This window comes from Thalassospira sp. SN3W, assembly GCF_038070535.1.
Taxonomy (GTDB): Bacteria; Pseudomonadota; Alphaproteobacteria; order Rhodospirillales; family Thalassospiraceae; genus Thalassospira; species Thalassospira xiamenensis.
Genome location: NZ_CP121124.1, coordinates 878,801 through 900,953, shown reverse-complemented (window position 1 = coordinate 900,953; position 22,153 = coordinate 878,801). Strand labels below are relative to the sequence as shown.

24 protein-coding genes and 1 tRNA gene are annotated in these 22,153 nt (G+C 55.2%); 17 read left to right on the top strand and 8 right to left on the bottom strand.

Going from position 1 to position 22,153, the window contains the following annotated elements; genetic code table 11:
• Position 1: 1 nt before the first annotated feature.
• The 7 genes from P8T57_RS03970 to P8T57_RS03940 all read left to right on the top strand — a co-directional run bounded on the left by P8T57_RS03970 (position 2) and on the right by P8T57_RS03940 (position 5,255).
• A complete protein-coding gene (locus P8T57_RS03970; protein WP_341364662.1) occupies positions 2-184 on the top strand; it encodes a hypothetical protein in 183 nt (60 codons plus the stop codon).
• 142 nt (positions 185-326) lie between these two features.
• A complete protein-coding gene (gene dcd / locus P8T57_RS03965) occupies positions 327-881 on the top strand; it encodes a dCTP deaminase (protein WP_341364661.1) in 555 nt (184 codons plus the stop codon).
• A gap of 82 nt (positions 882-963) precedes the next feature.
• On the top strand, positions 964-2,256 hold the full coding sequence (gene murA / locus P8T57_RS03960; protein WP_341364660.1) for a UDP-N-acetylglucosamine 1-carboxyvinyltransferase: 1,293 nt from the start codon (positions 964-966) through the stop codon (positions 2,254-2,256).
• 74 nt (positions 2,257-2,330) lie between these two features.
• Positions 2,331-2,990 carry an ATP phosphoribosyltransferase gene (hisG, locus tag P8T57_RS03955; RefSeq protein ID WP_007092064.1) on the top strand — a complete coding sequence of 220 codons (660 nt, stop codon included), beginning with the start codon at positions 2,331-2,333 and terminating at the stop codon, positions 2,988-2,990.
• Positions 2,980-4,275: a histidinol dehydrogenase gene (hisD, locus tag P8T57_RS03950; RefSeq protein WP_341364659.1), complete on the top strand. Its 1,296-nt coding sequence runs from the start codon at positions 2,980-2,982 to the stop codon at positions 4,273-4,275. Before hisG ends, hisD begins: the two co-directional genes overlap by 11 nt.
• A gap of 50 nt (positions 4,276-4,325) precedes the next feature.
• A complete protein-coding gene (locus tag P8T57_RS03945) occupies positions 4,326-4,802 on the top strand; it encodes a UPF0262 family protein (protein ID WP_110252823.1) in 477 nt (158 codons plus the stop codon).
• A 6-nt stretch (positions 4,803-4,808) separates the two neighbouring features.
• On the top strand, positions 4,809-5,255 hold the full coding sequence (locus P8T57_RS03940) for an arsenate reductase ArsC (RefSeq protein WP_007092061.1): 447 nt from the start codon (positions 4,809-4,811) through the stop codon (positions 5,253-5,255).
• 10 nt (positions 5,256-5,265) lie between these two features.
• On the opposite strand, the gene P8T57_RS03935 is transcribed toward P8T57_RS03940, so the two are convergent.
• Entirely contained in the window at positions 5,266-5,790 is a 525-nt protein-coding gene (locus tag P8T57_RS03935; protein WP_341364658.1) for a GNAT family N-acetyltransferase, read from the bottom strand.
• Positions 5,791-6,010: 220 nt separating this feature from the next.
• On the opposite strand from P8T57_RS03935, the gene infA reads away from it, so the two are divergent.
• The 5 genes from infA (at position 6,011) to P8T57_RS03910 (ending at position 8,744) form a co-directional block, all read left to right on the top strand.
• Entirely contained in the window at positions 6,011-6,229 is a 219-nt protein-coding gene (infA, locus tag P8T57_RS03930) for a translation initiation factor IF-1 (protein ID WP_007092059.1), read from the top strand.
• A gap of 128 nt (positions 6,230-6,357) precedes the next feature.
• Complete coding sequence (locus tag P8T57_RS03925; protein ID WP_341364657.1) at positions 6,358-6,936, top strand: nucleoside triphosphate pyrophosphatase; 579 nt, start codon at positions 6,358-6,360, stop codon at positions 6,934-6,936.
• Positions 6,937-6,938: 2 nt separating this feature from the next.
• On the top strand, positions 6,939-8,363 hold the full coding sequence (locus tag P8T57_RS03920) for a ribonuclease E/G (protein WP_341364656.1): 1,425 nt from the start codon (positions 6,939-6,941) through the stop codon (positions 8,361-8,363).
• Position 8,364: 1 nt separating this feature from the next.
• Positions 8,365-8,571: a DNA gyrase inhibitor YacG gene (yacG, locus tag P8T57_RS03915; RefSeq protein ID WP_007092056.1), complete on the top strand. Its 207-nt coding sequence runs from the start codon at positions 8,365-8,367 to the stop codon at positions 8,569-8,571.
• 97 nt (positions 8,572-8,668) lie between these two features.
• Positions 8,669-8,744: transfer RNA gene (locus tag P8T57_RS03910), tRNA-Phe, on the top strand.
• 105 nt (positions 8,745-8,849) lie between these two features.
• Here P8T57_RS03910 and P8T57_RS03905 read toward each other — a convergent pair.
• Positions 8,850-9,812, bottom strand: coding sequence for a hypothetical protein (locus tag P8T57_RS03905; RefSeq protein WP_114094787.1), 963 nt, complete (start codon positions 9,810-9,812; stop codon positions 8,850-8,852).
• Positions 9,813-11,078: 1,266 nt separating this feature from the next.
• Here P8T57_RS03905 and P8T57_RS03900 point away from each other — a divergent pair.
• Positions 11,079-12,626, top strand: coding sequence for a CYTH and CHAD domain-containing protein (locus tag P8T57_RS03900; protein ID WP_341364655.1), 1,548 nt, complete (start codon positions 11,079-11,081; stop codon positions 12,624-12,626).
• 30 nt (positions 12,627-12,656) lie between these two features.
• Here the strand turns inward: P8T57_RS03900 and P8T57_RS03895 are convergent, their stop codons facing one another.
• Both P8T57_RS03895 and P8T57_RS03890 read right to left on the bottom strand, forming a co-directional pair.
• Positions 12,657-14,141, bottom strand: coding sequence for a deoxyribodipyrimidine photo-lyase (locus tag P8T57_RS03895; RefSeq protein ID WP_341364654.1), 1,485 nt, complete (start codon positions 14,139-14,141; stop codon positions 12,657-12,659).
• Positions 14,142-14,250: 109 nt separating this feature from the next.
• A complete protein-coding gene (locus P8T57_RS03890) occupies positions 14,251-15,762 on the bottom strand; it encodes a PLP-dependent aminotransferase family protein (protein ID WP_341364653.1) in 1,512 nt (503 codons plus the stop codon).
• 134 nt (positions 15,763-15,896) lie between these two features.
• Here P8T57_RS03890 and P8T57_RS03885 point away from each other — a divergent pair, with 134 nt between their 5' ends.
• Together P8T57_RS03885 and P8T57_RS03880 are read left to right on the top strand one after the other, a co-directional pair.
• A complete protein-coding gene (locus P8T57_RS03885; RefSeq protein WP_341364652.1) occupies positions 15,897-16,553 on the top strand; it encodes a pyridoxamine 5'-phosphate oxidase family protein in 657 nt (218 codons plus the stop codon).
• A gap of 98 nt (positions 16,554-16,651) precedes the next feature.
• Positions 16,652-17,392 carry a hypothetical protein gene (locus P8T57_RS03880; protein WP_341364651.1) on the top strand — a complete coding sequence of 247 codons (741 nt, stop codon included), beginning with the start codon at positions 16,652-16,654 and terminating at the stop codon, positions 17,390-17,392.
• Here P8T57_RS03880 and P8T57_RS03875 read toward each other — a convergent pair.
• Positions 17,379-17,747 (bottom strand): hypothetical protein, encoded by a 369-nt coding sequence (locus tag P8T57_RS03875; RefSeq protein WP_341364650.1) that lies wholly within the window; start codon positions 17,745-17,747, stop codon positions 17,379-17,381. The genes P8T57_RS03880 and P8T57_RS03875 overlap by 14 nt on opposite strands.
• A gap of 134 nt (positions 17,748-17,881) precedes the next feature.
• Here P8T57_RS03875 and P8T57_RS03870 point away from each other — a divergent pair, with 134 nt between their 5' ends.
• Positions 17,882-18,568, top strand: coding sequence for a GNAT family N-acetyltransferase (locus P8T57_RS03870; protein ID WP_341364649.1), 687 nt, complete (start codon positions 17,882-17,884; stop codon positions 18,566-18,568).
• A 495-nt stretch (positions 18,569-19,063) separates the two neighbouring features.
• The gene (locus tag P8T57_RS03865; protein WP_317339787.1) at positions 19,064-19,345 is read left to right on the top strand and encodes a hypothetical protein; all 282 of its coding nucleotides are present in this window, start codon (positions 19,064-19,066) and stop codon (positions 19,343-19,345) included.
• A gap of 86 nt (positions 19,346-19,431) precedes the next feature.
• On the opposite strand, the gene P8T57_RS03860 is transcribed toward P8T57_RS03865, so the two are convergent.
• The 3 genes from P8T57_RS03860 to ilvN all read right to left on the bottom strand — a co-directional run bounded on the left by P8T57_RS03860 (position 19,432) and on the right by ilvN (position 22,121).
• On the bottom strand, positions 19,432-20,340 hold the full coding sequence (locus P8T57_RS03860; RefSeq protein ID WP_341364648.1) for a pseudouridine-5'-phosphate glycosidase: 909 nt from the start codon (positions 20,338-20,340) through the stop codon (positions 19,432-19,434).
• Between the two features lie 154 nt (positions 20,341-20,494).
• On the bottom strand, positions 20,495-21,514 hold the full coding sequence (ilvC, locus tag P8T57_RS03855; RefSeq protein WP_007092048.1) for a ketol-acid reductoisomerase: 1,020 nt from the start codon (positions 21,512-21,514) through the stop codon (positions 20,495-20,497).
• Positions 21,515-21,611: 97 nt separating this feature from the next.
• A complete protein-coding gene (gene ilvN, locus P8T57_RS03850; RefSeq protein ID WP_007092047.1) occupies positions 21,612-22,121 on the bottom strand; it encodes an acetolactate synthase small subunit in 510 nt (169 codons plus the stop codon).
• Positions 22,122-22,153: the final 32 nt, after the last annotated feature.

The window sequence follows — 22,153 nt, the reverse complement described above, 5'->3', positions numbered from 1 at the left end:
GATGACAGCACAGCAAAGCAAGCAATATCCCGCGACCAACGAAGAACGCAAAAAGCGCGAAGCCGAAGCCCTGCGTGCCAATCTGGCGCGCCGAAAACAGCAGCAGCGTTCGCGCAAGACGGTGGATCAGAATACCGAGGCGGACGAACAGGGCAGGGGTTCGGACGGTTCGGGCAAGGATTAGTCCGCTTCCCACCGGTTTCGGAGCCCCATTTCAAGAAAAATACCAAATTGGCCCCGTTGCCCGCATCACCCGGTTGATCTTGCATGCCCCGCACGGGTAAAACCAATGGCACAATGCCAATTTGCATAACAGGGGTGGCGATATGTCGGTAAGACCGGATCACTGGATACGCCAGATGGCGCAGGAAAAAGGCATGATCGAACCGTTTGTCGACGGTTTCCGGCGCGATGGCGTGATTTCCCATGGGGTCAGTTCCTATGGCTATGATGCCCGGGTTGCCGACGAATTCAAGATTTTCACCAATGTCGACTCGGCCATTGTCGATCCCAAGGAATTTTCCGATGCAGGGTTCGTCAATCGCCAGACCGATGTCTGCGTGATCCCGCCCAACAGTTTCGCCCTGGCGCGCACGGTGGAATATTTCCGTATCCCGCGCGATACGCTGGTGATCTGCCTTGGCAAGTCGACCTATGCGCGGTGCGGCATCATCGTCAATGTCACGCCGCTGGAACCGGAATGGGAAGGGCACGTCACCCTTGAATTTTCCAATACCACGCCGCTTCCGGCCCGCATTTACGCCAACGAAGGGGCCTGCCAGTTCATTTTCCTGAAAGCCGAAAGCGAATGCGATACCTCCTATGCGGATCGTGCAGGAAAATATATGGGCCAAAAAGGTGTCACGCTGCCACGCCTGTGATAAAGGCAATGGCATAAAGGCGGCATCGCCAAAGACACGAGTAACCGCCATGTCGCAATCGGCATGGTCATACGAGGATTGAATGGACAAGATCAAGATTTCCGGCGGTCGCCGCTTGCAGGGCAAAATTGCAATTGGCGGTGCCAAGAATGCGGCCCTTCCGCTAATGGCAGCAGCCCTTCTGACCGATGAGACGCTGACCCTTTCCAACCTGCCGCATCTGGCCGATATCACATCGATGGCCAACCTGTTGGGGCAGCATGGTGTCGCGTTGCATATGAACGGCCATGCGCCCAATGGCGGCCATACCGGTCGGGTTCTGGAAATGACGGCCAGGGAAATCGCATCGACAACCGCACCCTATGATCTGGTCCGCAAAATGCGGGCATCGGTTCTGGTGCTGGGGCCGCTGGTCGCGCGGTGTGGTGTGGCACGTGTGTCGCTGCCCGGTGGCTGTGCGATTGGCAACCGTCCGGTTGACCTGCATCTGAAGGCGCTTGAAGCCATGGGTGCTGAAATCCACCTGACCGAGGGCTATATCGAAGCCCGCGCCCCCGAAGGGCTCAAGGGCGGGCATATCCTGTTCCCGCAGGTATCGGTTGGCGCGACCGAAAACGCCCTGATGGCGGCGTCCCTTGCCGATGGTGTGGTCACAATCGCCAATGCCGCGCGCGAACCCGAAGTCACCGATCTGGCCCATTGCCTTGTCGCGATGGGGGCCGAGATCGAAGGTATCGGCACCGATACGCTCAAGGTCACCGGCAAATCACGCCTGCATGGTGCGGAACATTCCGTCGTGCCGGACCGCATTGAAACCGGTACCTATGCCATTGCCGCCGCCATTACCGGGGGCGAGATCGAGCTGGTCGGCACCAAAGCCGAACTGATCGAAAGCCTGATCGTCTCCATGCGCAAGGCCGGTGTCGAGATCGAGGAAACCAAAGACGGCATGATCGTGCGCGGCAATCGCGCCGCCCTAAAGGGCGTTGATGTCATGACCGAACCCTATCCCGGCTTCCCGACCGACATGCAGGCGCAATTCATGGCCCTGATGGCAGTCGCCAATGGCGCATCCATGATTACCGAAACGATTTTTGAAAACCGTTTCATGCATGTCCCGGAACTGAGCCGCATGGGCGCTGATGTCAACGTGCATGGCCGGTCCGCCATCGTGCGCGGCAGTGCCAAACTGTCGGGGGCCGAAGTCATGGCGACCGATCTGCGCGCATCGGTATCGATGGTACTTGCAGGCTTGGCAGCCGAGGGCGAGACGATTATTAACCGTGTCTATCATCTGGACCGCGGTTATGAGCGGCTGGAAGAAAAACTTGGCGCCTGCGGGGCGCAGATCGAACGTGTCCGTGTTCCTGCATAATTACCCTGCATAATGACATGGGCTATCGGCCAGCAGGCCGGGACAGACAGATAAACGCGTAAGGCGACTGATTGATGAGTGACGAAAAGCTGGTGCTGGCCCTGCCAAAGGGGCGCATTCTTGACGAGGTAATGCCGCTGGTGCGCGCAGCCGGGATCGAACCGGAAGCCGCATTTGACGATCCGAAATCCCGGGCCCTGCGTTTCGCCACCAATCATCCGCATATCGATATCATTCGTGTGCGAAGCTTCGACGTTGCAACCTTCGTTGCCTTTGGTGCGGCGCATATCGGGGTATGCGGCAATGATGTCCTGATGGAATTCGATTATTCCGAAATCTATGCGCCGCTTGATCTCGATATCGGGCATTGCCGCCTTGCCGTGGCCGAACCCGAAGAAATGATCGATGGCGATGATCCGTCGCGCTGGTCGCATGTCCGTGTTGCCACCAAATATCCCAACGTCACCCGCAATCATTTTGCCGCGCGTGGGGTGCAGGCCGAATGCATCAAGCTGAACGGGGCGATGGAACTGGCACCAACCCTTGGCCTGTGCCGTCGTATCGTTGACCTTGTATCGACCGGTAATACGCTTAAGGCCAACGGGCTTCGCGAAATCGAACATATTGCCGATGTCACCTCGCGCCTGATCGTCAACCGGGCCGCGCTTAAAACCCGTCCGACCGATGTTCAGCCCTGGATTGACCGTTTCTCCGAGGTGCGCAATGCCGATTAAACTTTCAATCACCGATGCCGATTTCGAAGACGGCTTTGTCAAACTGCTTGGCATGAAGCGGGAATCGGATGCCGATGTTGATGCTGCGGTTGCCGATATCATTGCCGATGTCCGCGCGCGCGGTGACGAAGCGGTGTGTGATTACACCAACAAGTTTGATCGCCTGAATATTGATGCCGCCGGTATGGTTGTGACAAAGGACGAAGTCGATGCTGCCGTTGCCGCAATCGATGCTGATCTTCTGAAATCGCTGAAACTGGCCGCTGAACGCATTCGTTCCTACCATGATCGGCAAATGCCGTCTGACGAACGTTATACCGATGCAACCGGGGTCGAACTCGGCTGGCGCTGGCGTCCGGTATCAGCCGCCGGTCTTTATGTGCCCGGTGGGCTGGCATCCTATCCGTCGTCCGTCCTGATGAATGCCATTCCGGCCAAGGTTGCCGGTGTCGAACGTCTGGTGATGGTCGTCCCCACCCCCGACAATAAAATGAACCCGCTGGTTCTGGCCGCCGCATGGATTGCCGGTGTTGACGAAATTTACCGTATCGGCGGGGCGCAGGCCATTGCCGCCCTTGCATACGGCACGGAAACCATCAAGCCGGTCGACAAGATCGTTGGTCCGGGCAATGCCTTTGTCGCGGCCGCAAAGCGTCGTGTTTTCGGGCAGGTCGGGATTGACATGATCGCCGGTCCGTCGGAAATCCTTGTTGTTGCCGATGGTTCCAACGATCCAAGCTGGGTCGCGGCTGATCTGCTGTCGCAGGCCGAACATGATCCGGTCGCACAGTCGATCCTGATTACCGATGATGCGGCTTTTGCCGATCGTGTTCAGGACGCCATTGACGCGCATCTTGAAAAACTGCCGCGTGCCGAAATCGCCGGGGCAAGCTGGCGCGACTTTGGTGCAATTGTCTTGGTCGAAAATCTGACGCAGGCTCCGGCCTTGGTTGATCGGATCGCACCGGAACATCTTGAACTGGCTGTGGATGACCCGGACGCACTTGCCGAAGACATTCATCATGCCGGTGCCATTTTCCTTGGCCGTTACACGCCCGAGGCGATTGGCGATTATGTTGCCGGGCCAAACCACGTTCTGCCAACCGCCCGTTCGGCGCGTTTCTCGTCGGGTCTGGGTGTGCTTGATTTCATCAAGCGGTCGTCATTGATCAAATGCACGCCTGAAAGTCTGGCCAAAATCGGCCCGGCGGCGATTGCACTGGCCGAAAGCGAAGGTTTGCAGGCACACGGACTTTCTGTGGCGATCCGGTCCAACCGCATGTAAGCTGTTGCAGTGCAGCGCCGAGGGATCGCAGGGAGACTAAGATGGCAGAAATTGCAGACAACCAATGCATTGCCGGTATCTATCTCGACGAGAAATACAAGGTGCGTCGCCGCCCCGAGGTCGAGCACGAGCAGGCGGTGGCCATCTATGACCTTCTCGAAGATAACCATTTCGTGCCCAAGGGCGGCTTCGAAGGTCCGTATTCCGTTCATATGCGCATCGAGGACAACCGCATCTATATGGATGTGCGCGGCGATGACGATACCGAAAACCTGACCACCATTGTCGTGCCGTTAACCCCGTTCCGCCGGATCGTGAAGGATTACTTCATGATCTGCGAAAGCTATTACGACGCGATCAAAAAGGCGAGTGCCGCACAGATCGAAACCATCGATATGGCGCGCCGCGGCCTGCATAACGAAGGATCCGAACAGCTTCGCGAACTGCTGTCGGAAAAGGTGACGATTGATGAAAACACCGCGCGTCGCCTGTTTACCCTGATCTGCGTCCTTCATATCCGGGGTTAGGGCACGGTGGCAGAAGAACTCCCCGGTTCGGTTCTTTTTGCCTGTAGCTTCAACGCTGTAAGATCCGTGATGGCGGCTGCGCTTATGCGTCACTATCACGGAACGAAGGTGTATGTTGAATGCTGCGGCTTGCGTGCCGGTGATCTTGATGGTTTTGCCGTCGCGGTCATGGAAGAAATCGGGCTGGATATCTCGACCTATAAATCCAAGACATTTGACGAACTTGAAGACGGGTTTTTCGATCTGATCATCACCCTGTCACCCGAAGCCCAGCACAGGGCGGTCGAAATGACCCGCACCATGGCCTGTGATGTCGAATTCTGGAATACCTTCGACGCCACGATTGTCGAAGGTTCACGCGAAATCCGCCTTGAAGCCTATCGACAGGTCCGCGACCAGATCAAAAAACGCATCCTTGAACGCTTCCCGGTTGGCCCTGCACCCAAGGTTTGACACCCAAGGTCTAAACAGACGCTCCGTACGGGCCGTCAATCAGCGCGTCAAACGCATCCCCGTCCAGCACGTATATTCTTTCATCATGGGCATGTCGCATGCCGATACGGGCATAAAACCGCTGCCCGATGACGTTTTCGGCATCGACCGACAGGCGGATATAATGCTGGCCACGTGTTCGGGCCCGTTCGGCAACCTTTGCAATCAGATGACGGGCAAAACCGCCGCCACGATATTCCGGGGCGACAAACAGGTCCTGAATGTAAATCCCAGCCTTGCCACGAAATGTCGAATAGCTCGGAAAATAAAGGCAAAGTGCGACCGGTGTATCCCCGTCATGTGCAATCAGGGCCTCGAACGCAGGGTTGGGGCCAAACCCATCACGCGCCAGATCTTCCGCTGTGCTTTTGAATTTATCCTCGCACCCGGTAGCACGGGCAATTTCAAACAGCATGGCATGGATATCGTCAACATCCTGTGCGGTGGCGGGCCGGATTTGGGGCGGGTTGACGGGATGGGGATGATTGGCGGTCATGGTCAGGGTCCTTGATGGGGGCCTTGGAACCATAAAGGGGATCGGTCATGGGAAACAACATGATTTCCCGGTGCGGGTTAATGCCATCACGCAGGGCATGATTGAAATGCAGTGCTGGGCCGCTTTGTCCCTTGCGTGAAAGGGCTTGACCTTTTTGCGCGTTCGGAGCAGTTTGCGGGCCACCGGTAATTGGTATTGCAATACGAAAGCTAGGAGTCTCATGGCTAAAGAAGACGTTATCGAGTTTCAGGGCACTGTTGTCGAACTTCTGCCCAATGCGATGTTTCGCGTGAAGCTGGACAATGATCACGAAATTCTTGCTCATACCTCGGGCAAGATGCGCAAGAACCGCATTCGTGTTCTTGCTGGTGACCGCGTCAGCGTCGAAATGACGCCTTATGACCTGACCAAGGGTCGTATTACCTTCCGTTTCAAGTAATCCGGAACCTGTAATACCGCAAAAATTGACGTTGCCGGGCGCGCAGTTTAGGTTTGCGCGCAAGGTTGCGTTTTGCTGTGTCTACAACCCTTCTGGTTTGGCTTTGGATGTCTGTGGGGAGCCGCGACTTGTCGAAACTGATTTTGGCCTCTGCATCGCCGCGGCGTCTTGAGCTGCTGGCACAGATCGGAATTGTGCCAGATCAGGTTATCCCTGCTGATATCGACGAAACTCCGCATGATGATGAAAGCCCCCGTCGGCTTGCCTTGCGCCTGGCCGAGGAAAAGGCACGTGCGATTGCCGCCGACCATGCGGGATGCTTTGTTCTTGCCGCCGACACGGTTGTGGCCTGTGGCCGTCGCGCCTTGGGCAAGGCGACCGATACGAACGAGGCCCGCAAATTCCTCTCGCTGCTTTCCGGTCGACGTCACCGTGTTTATGGTGGTCTTTGCGTGGTTGCGCCCGATGGTACGACCCGCGCGCGCGTGATCGAAACACAGGTGATTTTCCGCCGCCTTGGCGATGACGATCTTGTGCGCTATCTGGCCCATGACGAATGGCAGGGCAAGGCAGGCGCTTATGCCATTCAGGGCTTTGCCGCAACGTTTGTTAAAAGCATCACCGGGTCCTATTCCAATGTCGTTGGCCTGTCGCTGTGCGAGGCTGACGGGATGCTGCGCGGTCTTGGTTTCAAACAGGGGATGTGATCATGATGGCTGGCGGAACAGAAACAGACCGCCTGCTGATTGATGCCGTCGCATGCGAACGGCGCATCGCCCTGATCCGCAATGACCGGCTGGCGCGTTTGTGGATTGATCGCGGTGGCCCGGCGCGGTTTGATATCCATCTGGGCCGTGTTTCGAAAATTCTTCCTGAAATGGCGGCGGCCATGGTGGTTCTTGATGGCGTTGCCGATGGTCTGTTGCCGTTTGATCGCATTGACGGCCCGCTTCATGAAGGCCAATGGGTCATCGTGCAGATTTCCCGCCTCGGGTTCGAGGATAAAGGCCCGAAACTGACCGGCCGCATCGCGATAGAGGGGCTGGGCATGATCCTGCGCCCGAACGAGCATCCCACCGACGCAAAGCGCGGCGGTCTGGTGGAACTCCCCCGCAAGCTCAAGGACGAAAACCGGCGTGCGGTGCTCATGACCCTGTTCAAGGGGCTGATCGCCCGCGAAGAGGGCATCACGCTGCGCAGTCTGGCAATCGATTGGGATGACGGAGCATTGGCAGGCGAACTTGGACAGCTTCGGGCTGTGTGGAAACGCGCCCAGGCGGCCCTTGCATCACCGGCAATGCCGGTTGTGGTTTTCAAGGCATTGTCGGATGCCGATCAGCTGATCGAACGCCACGTGATGGCGGGCGGCGAATGCATTGTTGATGGTTCGGACGAATTTGTGCGTTTGCGTGGATTGTTGCGCGCACGTGGTTTGGATGATGCGCACCTGATCCGTCATGATGGCGCGCGCCTGCTATTTGATGATCAGGATATCGAAGACGATATCGCAACCGCCCTGCAACCGCGTGTGCCGCTTCCGGGCGGTGGCTGGATCGCCATCGAACAGACGACCGCACTTTGTGCGATTGATGTCAATGCGGGCGGATCGGATTCCGACAATGATCAGGCAAGGCGGGCAGAGCAGGTCAACTTGCGCGCAGCACCCGAAATTGTCCGCCAATTGCAGTTGCGCAATATTGGCGGTCTGGTGGTGATTGATCCGCTTCGCATGGCGGGCAAGGCATCGCGCGACCGGTTCGAAACCGCCCTTCGTGATGCCTTTGGCCCGGAAATGAGCGGTGCGGTTCAGTTTGGCGGGTTCACACGATTGGGTCTGTTTGAACTGACCCGGCAGCGCGGCGGCATTGCCCTTGTCGACTTGATGCAAGGCAGGCTGCCTGATCCGATGCCGACGCGAACGGTAGCATTGAACTTTGTGCTGCGTTCCGTGATTCGCGATACGCGCAGCGGGCAGGGCGGTCGATACAGACTGTATCTGTCAAAGGACCTTGTCGCGGACCTTGCGCCGGGAAGCCACGGGCAACAAATTCTTGAACGTGCGATGGGGATGGCGCCGGAACTGGCCGCCGACGAAAGCCTTTCGCGCGCTGACTACAGGCTGGAGAAACTCTGATATGGTTGAAAAAAACACAGTTAAAACAGCAGGCTCGGGCTGTGCCATGTGCGGCAAGCCGGTGGTGGAAAAATACAGGCCGTTCTGCTCGAAACGCTGCGCTGATCTCGACCTCGGCAAATGGCTCAATGAAAGCTATGCCGTCCCGGCGACCGAACCGCCGGAGTATCTTGAAGACCTTGAAGATGAAGAAGATTTTCGCGCATAAAAAAAATGCGATTTGAGGCTGGACAAGCCCCGAAGGAGTTTGTATAACCCCGCTCGTTCCGCAGGGAACGCTCCGGAAACGGAGACGCTTAAAGAATGCCCGGGTAGCTCAGTTGGTAGAGCAGTGGACTGAAAATCCGCGTGTCGGTGGTTCGAATCCGCCCCCGGGCACCATCTTTAGGTAGCCCAAAACGACCCGGCCATTGGCCGGGTTTTTTTGTGTCAGAAATTCAAAGAAAACCTTCCAAGCCGTTTGGATTGGAAGGTTGCCTTGATCGTCTAAATCGGCATTTGAACGATAATCGACCTGCCATTGCGATCTACACCATGCATGGTCATTTGCCTGGCGTTGTTGATTTCAAAATCACCGCTTGCACTGCTACCCTCGTCACAAATCAAATCCCAGACACCTTTATTCTTTGCCGCTTCGTTGGTGGTAAAGGTGCCATTGCAATTCTTGCCTGCAAGGGTGACATCAAACTTTCCTGTGGTGTCATTGCGACGCAACCAGACATCCGCCGTCGTATCTTTGGCAAGATTGGCCCAATTGATACTGGCACTAACAACTTTGTTGACCGTCATTTTCGGGGTGGCTTGTGCGTTCAGGTTGCCCCTGCATGTCAACTTTGGCAAGGTATGGGCTGCAAGTGCATATGCTTCCCGGTCTTCAACAAGACTGATTTGTGAGGTCAGCCTTTCCATATTGAACGGCTCCGATCCGCAATAGATTGCATTTGCAACGGTGTCGATACCGCCAAGATCGTTATTGTAACCTTTGGAACCCGCGGATGCCCGAAAACCGAACATTGCAGCCTTGCAGCTTGTAGCATCTGCCAGTTTTGCGTCTGCCATATAACCGACCGACCTGCCGTTCTCGTTGGAAACAGCCTTCAGGTTCGAGACCGCTATTTTGCGTTCCTTGAAATGGGAAATAAACTCTGCCTTATCCTTCAGGCTGTCTTCCACCCCCTGCGTGAACCAGACGTCAAAAGTGTATTCCAGAGAGACATATCCTTGGCCACACGCCAGTTCCCATTTCTCGTTCTGGACCTGACCATTATTGCGGTCATTCTGTTCCAGCTTCGTGACTGGTACCGAGGAAACGGATGGCACATTAAATCGCGATTTGCCAATCGGCATCTCTTGCCATTCCGAAAATGCATAATCACGCGTGGTCTGGCATGCGCTCAGAACTAATGCTCCGGCAATTACTGCCAGAAAAGTAAATTTATCAAATTTCATATTCTATCCCTCGATTAACGTCCAGGTTCAGAATAGCAACGGGGCGATGCCTCGCAACCTGTCCGAAAGTGTGGGGTGGTGCGGATTACAGGCAAAGTTGTAACGAGAATTGCAAGCAACGGTACCTTTTTCACCCTCGACGAATTTGCGATTTGTCCGAGTGTTTTGACGATTCCTCATACTTTTCCGGCTCAAACGAATCTCTCGGGATGATCCGGGATCAGGAATCCGGACAGTAGACGGCGGATGCTTGGCGTCGTCATGGCCCCCCGGAAACCCCGACACAGCGCGGGCTGTCACCATCTCCCCGCCGACAGACGGCCTTTCCGCCTTGCTCCGGTCACTCTCGGCCCAGACGGTACTTCCGGCAACGGATGTGGCCCAGACAAACTTCGGGCCTTCGCCATCCTCGCCAACCGACGGCTCTCGGGCTTCTGACCCGCTCTGATCACTTTCGGCCCTGATGGCATTTCCGGCAACCGGTTCGGCCCGGACACACTTCGGGCGTCTGTCATTCGCGCCAAAGACGGACTTCGTGCGCACGGCCCCACCTTTCCACCATCGGCGGGCCAAAGCCCGCTGCTGCCATCGCTGCCGCCTCCGGCAAATCGGGGGTCCTTTCCCCGACAAGACGCACCTCTCCCGTCATGATAAATAAGCGTATTAAAAGCGTGTTAGAACGAACGCGGAATGCCGCCGTAATGGCTCCGCCATCCGCCGACCCATATCCTGCGGATTACCCCACAGTCCTGTCTGTTTCTTTGTTCCCGCATTCTGATCACCTCTTTGATCCGGTCCCAAACGCAAAACCCCGCAAGGCACAAGGCCTTGCGGGGTTCGGTCCGGGGGCATTTCTCCCGTTGACTTTTATCTTATGCCATAAATAAAAGAACAAATCAAGAACTTTTTTGAAAAACTTTATATGCCGTCAGAAAAGGGGAGGGAATCGCGGGCAACGGCAGCTTTTCACCCTCGACAAATTTGCGATTCGTCCGGGTGTTTTGATGATTCCTCATACCTTTGCTGCTCAAACGAACGTATCGCGTCGGTTCGCTTTTCAAATGAAAACAACCGTGCGCGCAAGATGTCAGCCGCAACATTAACGCTTGAAAAGAGACAGTTATGTCAGGAATGTTGCAGAAATTTTACATCCCGTTACCATGATGTCTGGCGGCTGGTTTCAAACTGCTGAAACACAAATCGGGCTATGACGTTATGGCAGACAGCGTGTTCTGCGCTGCAATAACAAACATCCAGGGGACCCTGATGGCCGAAAAGCAGATCGAGATCGAACTGAAACTCCGTATCGATCCGAAACATGTATCGCGTTTGAAGCAGGCACCCGTCCTGCGCGAGGTCAAGGAAGGCCGTCGTCTTCTGACCACCCATCTTGTGTCCATCTATCACGACACCCCCAAACTTTCGCTGGCCCGCAAGGGGCTGGCGTTGCGTGTGCGCAAGAAGGGAACGAACGGGTGGGAGCAGACCGTCAAGGCATCAAACGGACTTCGCGAAGCCCTGCCGGAACGTCATGAATGGAATGTCGAACTGCCCGATGGCGTTCTTGATCTGGATAAATTCACCGATGAAGACGTCGTCGGGCTGCTTGATAAGCACGTTAAAAAGAAAAAGATCGAACGGATTTTTGAAACCGATCTGAAACGCAGTGCGGTTGATCTGACCTATCGCGATGCGATCATGGAACTGGCAATCGATCAGGGTGTGGTGCGCACCGCGGAAAAAGAATCACCCCTGTCCGAGGTGGAGCTGGAGCTGAAGGAAGGCCATCCTGCCGCCCTGTTTGATCTGGCACTTGAACTACAACGCACCGTACCCCTGTTCCTGAGCCTGCGCTCAAAGGCATCGCGCGGACGTGCGCTTTATCTTAACGAGACACCAGGCTTCTATAAGGCCCCTCCGGTCGGGCTTGCTGCCGATATGTCGGCCGAAATTTCGTTTCGGGCGGTTCTTGCGCAAGGGCTTCGGATGATCCTTGGCAACGAGGTCTGCGTGCGTGATGACCTTCATATCGAAGGCTGCCATCAGATGCGGGTGGGTATGCGCCGCCTTCGGGTTGCGTTCAACCTGTTCAAGAAAAACCTGCCGCAGGGCGAGGCTGTTCTGATCCGCCGCCTGCTGAAACATTGCACCAAGGCGCTTGATGGTCTGCGCGACTGGGATGTTTTCCTGACCGAAACCCTGCCGATGGTCGAGGAACGGTTTCCCGATCATCCCGGCGTCGCCGATTTGCGCAAGGCTGCCACCAAACAGCGCGAAGCGGCCTTGGTAATCGCGCGCGAAATGCTTGAAAGTTTCGAGTATCAGCAGCTTTTGCTGTTGCTTGGCGCATGGTCGAGTTATTCGCGCTGGGCATCGGGGGCGGATGCGACCCAGATGAAGGCGATGTCGGCATCCGTGACCAAGCTGGCAGAACCCTTGCTGAGCCAGGCCTATAAACGCCTGACCAAACGCGGCGGCGACGTTGGCAAGCTTACGGTGCCACAACTTCACGCCTTGCGTCTGGATGTCAAACAGATGCGCTATGGCAGCGATTTCTTTGGCGAGGTTTATGCGGCCAAACCGGTCAATAAATTCCGCAAGGAACTGATGGGTTTGCAGGAAATTCTTGGCTGGCTGAATGATGTTGCCGTGGCAGAATCCCGCCTGATGGCCTTGCGGCCGCAGCTTTCCAAAGACGGCATGATCGCCATTGGCCTGATTTCCGGCTGGTTCGGTGCACGCGCCGATCATCGCCTTCAGGGACTTGATAAGGCATGGAAGAAATTCGAAAAGCAGAAACCGTTCTGGAAGTAGCCCGCCCGGCAAATCGAAACCGGGCGGCGGCTAGGTCGCTGCCCGTTTCATATCCTGATAAGCCGCCAGCGCCCGCTCACGGCCTTCTTTGACCCCGATCAGGGGCTCGGGATAGCTCTGCCCCAAATCCACCCCTGCGGCCTTCAGGATCAGCGGGGATGCTTCCCACGGCTTATGGATATATTGCGCGGGCATATCGGAAAGTTCCGGGACCCATTGCCGGACGTAACGGCCGTCCGGGTCAAATTTCTCGCCTTGCAGGACCGGATTGAAAATCCGGAAATAGGGGGCGGCATCGGCACCACAGCCCCCAATCCATTGCCAGGAAAACGGATTATTGGCCGGGCAGGCATCGACAAGCGTATCGTCAAACCATGCCAGACCTTCGCGCCAATGGATCAGAAGGTGTTTGACCAGAACCGACCCGACAATCATCCGCACCCGGTTATGCATATAGCCGGTATGCCAAAGTTCCCGCATTCCGGCATCGACAATCGGAAAACCGGTTTGCCCGCGTTGCCAGCGTTCAAGCGCCTTCGGATCATCATCCCACGGGAAATCGGTGAATTGCCCCTGAAGCGGCACGGATTTCAAATCCCTGGCATGAAACAGGATGTGATGGGCAAATTCCCGCCAACCCAGTTCGGCCATGAATTTTGATGCGGTTTTGCCTTGGCCGGGATGGGCGTCGGCATAATGGTTTGCCGCGTGCCACACCTGCCGCGGGCTGATTTCCCCAAACCGCAGATGCGGGGACAGTTCCGACGTCACCCGATGATCGGGCCGGTCGCGCAGGTCGGCGTAATCAGAAAGCCTGCCATCAATAAATTCATGTAGCTGATCCATCGCGCCCTGTTCACCCGGCGTGAACCGATCGGCAAAGCCGGTGGCCCAGTCAAACGGCTTGGGCGACAGATCAAGCCCGGCAATATCTGCTTCATCGCTCAGTTGCAGATCGCCAAGCGGGATGCTTTCAGGGGCTTTTTTCGGTTCTGCGGGGGTTGGCAGTTTCAAACACGCCCGCCAGAACGGACTGAAAACCTTGAAGTCGGTTCCGGAACCGGTTTTGACTTCCCATGGTTCATACAGCAATTGACCATTGAAGCTTTCGCATTCGATATTCTGATCGCGCAAGGATGATTTGATATCAGTATCGCGTGCGATGGACGCCTTGTCATAAAGCCGATTCCAGAAAAGCGCGCCGATTTTGTGATCAGTTTGCAACTGATTGAAAACGTCCCGCGCATCCGATCTGAAAACCCGCAGACAGGGGGCCTTTTTTCCGGCCACCGTTGCAAGGCTTTCATCAAGACGCGTCAGGGTTTTTTCCAGCCACCAGCGCGTCGCCCCGCCCAATTGGGCATCAATCACCTGATCAAGGATAAATACCGGAAGCACGATGCCGTTATTTTGCTGTGCCCACTTTACGCTGGCGTTCAATGCCGGGTTGTCGGCAAGACGAAGGTCATTGCGAAACCACATGACGGCAATCGGTGCGGCAGAAGCAGAAGGCATCCGGGAACTCGTACCTTGGGGGAGGGAGGGGGCAAAAGGGTGAGAGAGCACATCGACTGTGACAGCATAGAGGGATGTCGATGCGCTCTCTCTGGCTCGGGGTACATCATCATGTACGGCGGACCAGATTGATCAGTTCATCGAAACTTTGCGAAATCACATTCTTTTTCCATCCGGCAAATCCAAGCACCAGTCCGTGGGGCAGGTTGCCGCGATTTTGTGTCGATTTATCATGATAGTAGGATGAAAGCGCCCGGCAGTCGAGCTGCGCCTTGACCATCTGGTCCTGCAATTCCACATCGTCCTGGTCACCGATAAGGCGCGTGCAAAGATGCAATCCCCCATCCGATGGCAGGACCTGCAAAATATCGCTGGCGCGTGTCTCGATCAGGTCACGCAGATGCGCCCGGCGCTCACCATAACTCAGCCGCATCTTGCGGACATGGCCGCCAAAATGCCCCTCGGCAAAAAATGCGGCCAGTGCTGCCTGTGCGGTGGGGGCGGGCACACCATCGGCAAATCCGCGCATCCCGCGAAATACCGGGATCAGGGCAGGGGGCAAAACCAGATATCCAAGCCGAATACCGGGAAACAGGACGCGCGAAAACGTGCCGACATAAAGCACGCGATTTTGCCGGTCCAAGCCCTGAAGGGACGATAACGGCGGTCCGTCATAGCGATAATCGCTGTCATAATCGTCTTCGACGATCCACGCATCATGGGCATCCGCCCATGCCAAAAGGGAAAGACGACGGGCAAGCGACAATGTCGTGCCCAGTGGATAATTGCGCGATGGCGTCGTGACCACAATGCGCGCCGGGGGCCCCTGATCAAGCCTGTCGACCTGCAATCCATCGGTATCGACCGGGATCGGAAGCAACGTCGCACCACTGGCGGCAAGGACCCCGCGAATACCTTCATAACCCGGGTCCTCGGTCGCGATCACGTCACCCGGATCAACAAGCGCACGCGCAATCAGGTCGAGCGCCTGCTGCGCACCGGAAACAATCATCACCTGATCGGCATCGCATTTGACCCCGCGCGATTGCCGCAACCATTTGGCAACCTCGTCCCGCAATGAAGGCATGCCCAGCGGATCAACCGGCATGGTCAGATCAAGGGTGGGAGCCCGCCAGCTTCGGCGCAGTAACCGGGCCCAAAGATCAAATGGAAAGGCATCAAGATCGGGGGTTGCCGGGTTAAACGGACGCGCCACGCGAAACCTTGGAAAGCGCCGGTCATAGGCCAGCATGCGGGTCGCACTTTGGCTAAGCCGTGGAAGGTTTGCGGATTTACGGGTCTGATCGGCCGAGGCGGGCAGGATGGTTGCCGTCATTTCCCGGTCGGGCAGGCTACTGGCAACGAAACTTCCGGCCCCGATCCGGGTTTCAAGATAACCTTCAGACACCAGCAGATCGAAACTCGTCACCACCGTATTGCGCGAAATGCCAAGGCTTTTGGCCAGATCACGGCTGGCAGGCAGCTTTTCACCCGGATGCAGTCGCCCGTCCAGAATGGCCTGGCGGATGCCAAGATAAAGCCGACGATAGGCCGCATCGCCGTTCTCATCGCCTGCCGTGGCTGCATGGCTGGGATAGATCCAGGTAAAGTCGCTGCGCATGGTGGCCTATCGAAAATCAGGTTCAGCAAAATTGGTTCTGTCAAAATTCTTATAACGGACCTGTGATAAAGTCCAATTCTGTCGATGATGGCCTTAACTCCTCATGCCACCAGAAGTTACAGAGTAAAAAGAAGATGTCAGATACCATCGACCTTCCCGACCAGTATGAAATCCATCCATCAACCAAAATCGTGCGCGGCCCCAAACGCGCCAGTTACGACCGTAAACTTGTGCATGGCATTATCGATGATGCCCTGATCTGCCATGTCGGAACCGTTGTGAATGGTCGCCCGTCGATGATCCCGACCGCGCATTGGCGCGTGGGCGAACGGATTTATATCCATGGTGCATCCAAGAACCGCATTCTGGCCGCCATCGCCAATGGCGAGGAAGCCTGCCTGTGCATCACCCATCTGGATGGTCTTGTCATGGCGCGTTCGGCATTCCATCACTCGGCCAACTATCGGTCGGTGGTGATTTACGGCAGGGGCGAAATCGTGGCCGACCCGGAAGGCAAAATGGAACATTCCCGGCTGTTTGTTGAAAAGTTGTCCAAAGGCCGCTGGGACCAGATCCGTCACCCCAGTGAACAGGAGCTCAAGGCCACCATGTTCCTTGGTTTTGACCTGAACGAGGTATCGGCCAAGGTCCGTAGCGGTGATCCTGTCGATGACGAGGAGGATTACAGTCTGCCGGTCTGGGCCGGGGTTTTGCCCTGCAAGAATATCTGGGGCGAGCCGATTGATGATACCCGTCTTGATGCGGCTCACCGCCATCAAACAAGTGCCTAGAAGCATATATTAGATGTTGCCTGCAGCTCGTCACTGTTGTTTGATTTACGGGAAGTTCAAATTTGAATAGCTGTTGCTATCAACAGTGCGGAGATTTGATGAATAGATGGTTGGTAATTCTGATCGGATTGATGTGGTTGCCTGGGACGGCTTCCGCCAATCCGGCTAGTATCTCTTTGGAAGAGAACGTTCTTCTGATGGCCACCCATGTCGAAAACATATTGAACCAGACCGATGGTCTGATGCGCCGTTCAGCGGACTTATTGCGAAATGACGGCAACATGAACGCAGTGGTCCTGCAAGGCAGCTTGAAACGGTTTACTGAACAGGTTTCTGCGGTTCGTGCTCTTTTGTTTATTGATGCCAAGGGGATTTTGCGTTTCGATACGACACGTTATCCTGCGGCAGATCTGGATTTGTCGAGCCGCGATTATTTCAGTCAGACCATTGCTACAGGTAGCGAAGCCCTGAATATCGGGACGCCGGTAACCGGTCAGCAATCCGGTGTTCCCTTTATTCCTGTAACACGCGTGTTGCGGGGGGTATCGGGCAAAACGATCGGAGTTCTCGTGGCGGTAATGACACCTGATGCATGGCTTCCGGCAGAGCGCGCATGCCGTTTGTGCTTCTATTCAGCTTTCACCACGGATGGTGTTGCAGTCATGACCAGCCCTGCTCAAATGGAACTGAGTTCGGGTTTCTTCGATAGTTTAATGGTTGGCAACGGTTTGTCGGGTATTACCGAGACAAAGCTTAATACCTATCCGGCGCGTACAATGTGGCGTAGATTGCGCGATTATCCGGTTGTCGTGACAAGTTCAGTAGTTACCATATATTGATTGTGGGCTTTGGCTGATTTTCGATCAGTTCCAGTAGGAACGCAATTGCACGAACCTGATCATCAGCGCTGAAGTTTTCCGCTGGCTTGCCGATATGATTTTCCATCGCCGCCCAGATATCAGCTGGTACCGACTCAGTCACATCACTGACCAGGACAGCAAGTTTTCCCAGATCGTCAGATGGCATGGGGGGAATGCTGTTAAGCTGTGCGTAGGTTGTAATGCAAACTGTGGTTATGAACAGCGAAACCGCAATCGTAATCGCGATATACTGAGTTCTGGATAAGACTGGCTTCTCTTTACGAACACCAGAGGCAGCCTGATCAAGACGTTTCTGAAGATCGACATCAAGCATGCATTAAATCCGGTTACTATCGTTTAAGACGGTAATGGTTTTCACTTGTTTCTTTAAAATAGTTTTATACGGAAAACGCAACACGCGAAAGATGTGCAATGATTTTCCTCCAATCATCCATTGGAGGAAAATCAATGATTTCAATCAGGGCTGCAAAAATCGACGATGTTTCAATGATTTCGCAGATTCATGCCTTCTGCTGGCGTGAAACATATGCCTTCATGCCCGAAGCCGTTTTGCGCAGTCGGTCGCGAGAATATCGTCAACAGCAGTGGCTGGATTGGTTCGACTCCCACGAAGATAGCGATGGATTATTCGTTATCGAATCGGGCCAACAGGTCGTTGGGTTTTGTTTTTGTTGTCGCAATAAGGATCCGGACATCGACGGAAAAGGCGAAATGCACGCTGCTTATGTTCTACCGGACTATCGTGGTCGAGAAACTGGACCGATCATGATGTTGACCATGGTTGACTTTTTGATCGAACGTTGCCTGACCCCTCCGGTGCTTTGGGCTTTCCGTGATAATCCGATACGCTTCTGGTATGCGCAAATGGGATGGCGCAGTCAGGTCAAACGCGACCGCGTAATTGAAGGTCAGCGATTGCCGGAAGTCGGCTATGTCTGCGATGATTGCAACCGGTTGCGACAACGGTTGCAGCTATTGATCAGGCGCTATTCTTCTGAAAACGCTTCGATGCAAATTCCACGACATTCTCAAATGCCTGCGCATCAAACGTTTCCGATCCCGATTGCTGTTTCTCCCGGCAATAATCGTAAAGTGATAGAAATGAATCAGCAAACTCCTCTGGGTCCGCTTTGACCGCCTTGGATTTGCGGGCAAGAAAATAGGCAATATTGTAAACGATTTTACGTTCGCTTTCGGGGGCCTCTAAGGCAGGGGAGCCAATACCGGTCATGAGCCATTCGATCGACACGCCAGTGGCTTGTGCGATGGCAACACATGCTGACGCCTTCGGGTCATTGCGTCCGTGGCTATAGTTTTCGAGCGTACGCGCGGCAATACCTGTTTTTGCAGCAAGGGCACTGCGTGATCCTGCGATCTTCTCGCAAATCCCGATCCGCTGGCCCAGTCCGGTCATTGCATCGGAGTTCATAATTCGGCCCTGCTTGCTATGTTTGGAATACCGCGGAGGCTACTCCGAATAGGCAAATTTGTGAAGTGTTCTGCATTGGATCTACGCGAATTTTGCGTATTTATCGCGTATTTGGTGTATTTTGGTGTTGTTAATACGCGAAAAATAGCGATAATAAGTTGTGGGTCGATAATTAAAATCATAAATCGCGTAGAGAATAGATGTTGAGTGAACAACTATCGACGATGACGGCTTTATTGCGCCGTGCGGCAAACGATTACGGTGGCAGGTTGTATCTGTCACGTCAGACAACCGATATTGTTTTATCCAATTTACAGTTTCTTGCTAACGATGTCGCTCGTTACGAGCGGTCCATCCGCGGGTCGGATGTGGATTCACCTGCAGTTCTGGCGATCATTCGAGCACTTGTGGCGGCAAATGCGACGGGCGAAAAAGAGAATGGTGAATGCGGGGATGTCAGAGGCAACGACAAGGTCGATTAAGCGCAGATTCCGAAAATTCCAAGGAAAAAGCCCCTGACAGGATCAAGGGCTTTTTACTGTTTGCAATGTTTCCGGAACAGGGCGCCTTAAACCGCCAGCGCAACGGCGATTTTGGCGCCGAGGGCGGCATTGTTGCGCACCAGCGCAATATTGGCTTCAAGGCTTTTGCCCTTGGTATGTTGGGTCACGCGTTCCAGAAGGAAGGGCGTGACTTCGCGACCATGGATGTTAAGGCCCTTGGCTTCGATCAGCGCGCTATCAATCGCATGTTCGATTGCATCAAGCTCCAGTGCCTTGTCCGCAGGCGGCGGGTTGCCGATCACGGCACCCCCTTCAAGACCAAAGTCCCATTTGGATTTCAGGAATTCTGCAATCTCGGCCGGGGTGTCGAGGCGGATCGGGGCTTTCTGGCCGCTCTTGACGGTATAGAAGGCCGGGAATTCATCGGTGCCATATGCAATCACCGGCACACCTAGCGTTTCAAGATGTTCAAGCGTCATCGGAATATCAAGGATCGCCTTGGCACCGGCGCAGACGACGGCAACGCTGGTTTTGCCAAGTTCGGTCAGATCGGCCGAGATATCGAAACTTGCCGCCAGTTCGCGGTGAACCCCGCCAATCCCGCCGGTGGCAAAGACCTTGATACCGGCCTTTTCCGCCAGAATCATGGTTGCTGAAACGGTTGTGGCACCATCGCGTTTTTTGGCGATGCAATAAGGAATATCACGGCGCGACAGTTTCAGAATGTCGGTGCCCTTGGCAAAATATTCCAGTTCGGACGGCGACAGGCCGATTTTGCAACGCCCGCCGATCACCGCGATGGTGGCCGGAATCGCGCCATTATCACGCACATCCTGCTCAACCGCCTGCGCGGTTTCAAGGTTCTGCGGATAGGGCATCCCGTGCGAGATGATGGTGGATTCAAGGGCTACAACCGGCTTGCCTGCCGCAAGGGCTTCGGCGACTTCCGGGGCGATATCGATAAAGTCCGACATTCAGAATGCTCATGGTTGAGTTAAAGTTTTAAAGGTCAGGATTACGCGGATCGGCCTGTAAAATCCACCCCAAACACATCATGACTGTTGTGTGCGGACAAACAAAAACGGCCGCCCCATCGGGACGGCCGTTTTGCAAAACAAAGCGGAAAGCTTAGTTCTTTTCTTTGTCGACGAGCTGGTTGGCAGCAATCCACGGCATCATCGCGCGCAGTTTGGTGCCAACTTCTTCGATTTCGTGTTCGGCGTTCAGGCGACGGGTTGCCTTGAACATCGGCTGGCCGCAATGCATTTCCTGAACGAAATCACGAACGAATTTGCCTTCCTGAATGTCGGCAAGAACTTCTTTCATGCGTTCTTTGACCGATGCGTCGATCACGCGCGGGCCGGTGACATAGTCGCCGTATTCTGCGGTGTTCGAGATCGAATAACGCATGTTGGCCATGCCGCCTTCATACATCAGGTCGACGATCAGTTTCACTTCGTGCAGGCATTCGAAATAGGCCATTTCCGGAGCATAACCAGCTTCGGTAAGGGTCTCAAAACCGTATTTGATCAGCTGGGTCAGGCCGCCACACAGAACAGCCTGTTCGCCGAACAGGTCGGTTTCGCATTCTTCGCGGAAGGTGGTTTCGATCACGCCCGAACGGCCGCCACCGATTGCCGATGCATAGGAAAGGGCAAGCTCAAGCGCGTTGCCCGAAGCGTTCTGTTCGATGGCAACGAGGCAAGGCACACCACCGCCACGTTTGTATTCGGAACGAACCGTGTGGCCCGGGCCTTTAGGTGCGATCATCATGACGTCAAGATCAGCACGCGGCTCGATCAGGCCGAAATGAACGTTAAGGCCGTGTGCGAACAGAAGGGCGGCACCGTCTTTCAGGTTGTCGCGCAGTTCGTTGGCATAGATCGCAGCCTGATGTTCATCCGGGGTCAGGATCATGACAACATCTGCCCATGCGGCGGCTTCGGCCGGGGTCATGGTTTTCAGGCCGGCATTTTCAGCCTTCTTGCGCGAGCTGGAACCTTCACGAAGGCCGACAACAACGTCTTTAACGCCCGAATCATGAAGGTTCAGTGCATGGGCATGGCCCTGCGAACCGTAACCGATGATGGCAACTTTTTTGGTCTTGATCAGATTAACATCTGCATCGCGGTCGTAATAAACACGCATCTTTCGATACCTCTGGACGTTGGACCACGCGATTTTTCTTTGCGTGGCGGATGGATCAAATTGTTAAAGCGGGACTGCCAAGGCACCCCCGGCGAACTCACATCGTCAGCGTGCCGCGCGAAATTGCTGCGACACCCGTGCGCGAAGTTTCCGAAAGCCCCAACGGCTCCATCAATTTGATGAAAGCGTCAATTTTTTCCGGGCTTCCGATGATTTCGAAGACGAAGGAACTGTTGGTCGCATCGACTGCGCGGGCCTTGAAGATATCGGCAATACGCAGGGACTCGACGCGCTTTTCACCCGATGCAATCACCTTGACCAGGGCAAGTTCACGTTCAACGCACGGTCCTGAAAGGGTCAGATCGCTGACCTTGTGGACCGGCACCAGACGTGAAAGCTGTGCCTTGATCTGTTCGATCACCATGGGCGTACCCGAGGTGACAACAGTGATGCGCGACTGATGGGAACTGGCGTCAACCTCTGCCACGGTCAGGCTTTCGATGTTATAGCCACGACCGGAAAACAGGCCGATGACACGGGCCAGAACGCCTGCTTCGTTATCCACCAGAACGGATATCGTGTGTTTCGAAATTTCGGTTTCTCTCACGGGTCTTGCTCCGCTAGGGCGCGGGCGGGCGC

Excerpts from the sequence above, each read along its gene's own strand:
- P8T57_RS03970 (WP_341364662.1), top strand. The coding sequence starts at position 2 with ATGACAGCACAGCAAAGCAAGCAATATCCCGCGACCAACGAAGAACGC.
- dcd (WP_341364661.1), top strand. The coding sequence starts at position 327 with ATGTCGGTAAGACCGGATCACTGGATACGCCAGATGGCGCAGGAAAAA.
- murA (WP_341364660.1), top strand. The coding sequence starts at position 964 with ATGGACAAGATCAAGATTTCCGGCGGTCGCCGCTTGCAGGGCAAAATT.
- hisG (WP_007092064.1), top strand. The coding sequence starts at position 2,331 with ATGAGTGACGAAAAGCTGGTGCTGGCCCTGCCAAAGGGGCGCATTCTT.
- hisD (WP_341364659.1), top strand. The coding sequence starts at position 2,980 with ATGCCGATTAAACTTTCAATCACCGATGCCGATTTCGAAGACGGCTTT.
- P8T57_RS03935 (WP_341364658.1), bottom strand. The coding sequence starts at position 5,790 with ATGACCGCCAATCATCCCCATCCCGTCAACCCGCCCCAAATCCGGCCC.
- infA (WP_007092059.1), top strand. The coding sequence starts at position 6,011 with ATGGCTAAAGAAGACGTTATCGAGTTTCAGGGCACTGTTGTCGAACTT.
- P8T57_RS03920 (WP_341364656.1), top strand. The coding sequence starts at position 6,939 with ATGATGGCTGGCGGAACAGAAACAGACCGCCTGCTGATTGATGCCGTC.
- yacG (WP_007092056.1), top strand. The coding sequence starts at position 8,365 with ATGGTTGAAAAAAACACAGTTAAAACAGCAGGCTCGGGCTGTGCCATG.
- P8T57_RS03905 (WP_114094787.1), bottom strand. The coding sequence starts at position 9,812 with ATGAAATTTGATAAATTTACTTTTCTGGCAGTAATTGCCGGAGCATTA.
- P8T57_RS03900 (WP_341364655.1), top strand. The coding sequence starts at position 11,079 with ATGGCCGAAAAGCAGATCGAGATCGAACTGAAACTCCGTATCGATCCG.
- P8T57_RS03895 (WP_341364654.1), bottom strand. The coding sequence starts at position 14,141 with ATGCCTTCTGCTTCTGCCGCACCGATTGCCGTCATGTGGTTTCGCAAT.
- P8T57_RS03890 (WP_341364653.1), bottom strand. The coding sequence starts at position 15,762 with ATGCGCAGCGACTTTACCTGGATCTATCCCAGCCATGCAGCCACGGCA.
- P8T57_RS03885 (WP_341364652.1), top strand. The coding sequence starts at position 15,897 with ATGTCAGATACCATCGACCTTCCCGACCAGTATGAAATCCATCCATCA.
- P8T57_RS03880 (WP_341364651.1), top strand. The coding sequence starts at position 16,652 with ATGAATAGATGGTTGGTAATTCTGATCGGATTGATGTGGTTGCCTGGG.
- P8T57_RS03875 (WP_341364650.1), bottom strand. The coding sequence starts at position 17,747 with ATGCTTGATGTCGATCTTCAGAAACGTCTTGATCAGGCTGCCTCTGGT.
- P8T57_RS03870 (WP_341364649.1), top strand. The coding sequence starts at position 17,882 with ATGATTTCAATCAGGGCTGCAAAAATCGACGATGTTTCAATGATTTCG.
- P8T57_RS03865 (WP_317339787.1), top strand. The coding sequence starts at position 19,064 with ATGTTGAGTGAACAACTATCGACGATGACGGCTTTATTGCGCCGTGCG.
- P8T57_RS03860 (WP_341364648.1), bottom strand. The coding sequence starts at position 20,340 with ATGTCGGACTTTATCGATATCGCCCCGGAAGTCGCCGAAGCCCTTGCG.
- ilvC (WP_007092048.1), bottom strand. The coding sequence starts at position 21,514 with ATGCGTGTTTATTACGACCGCGATGCAGATGTTAATCTGATCAAGACC.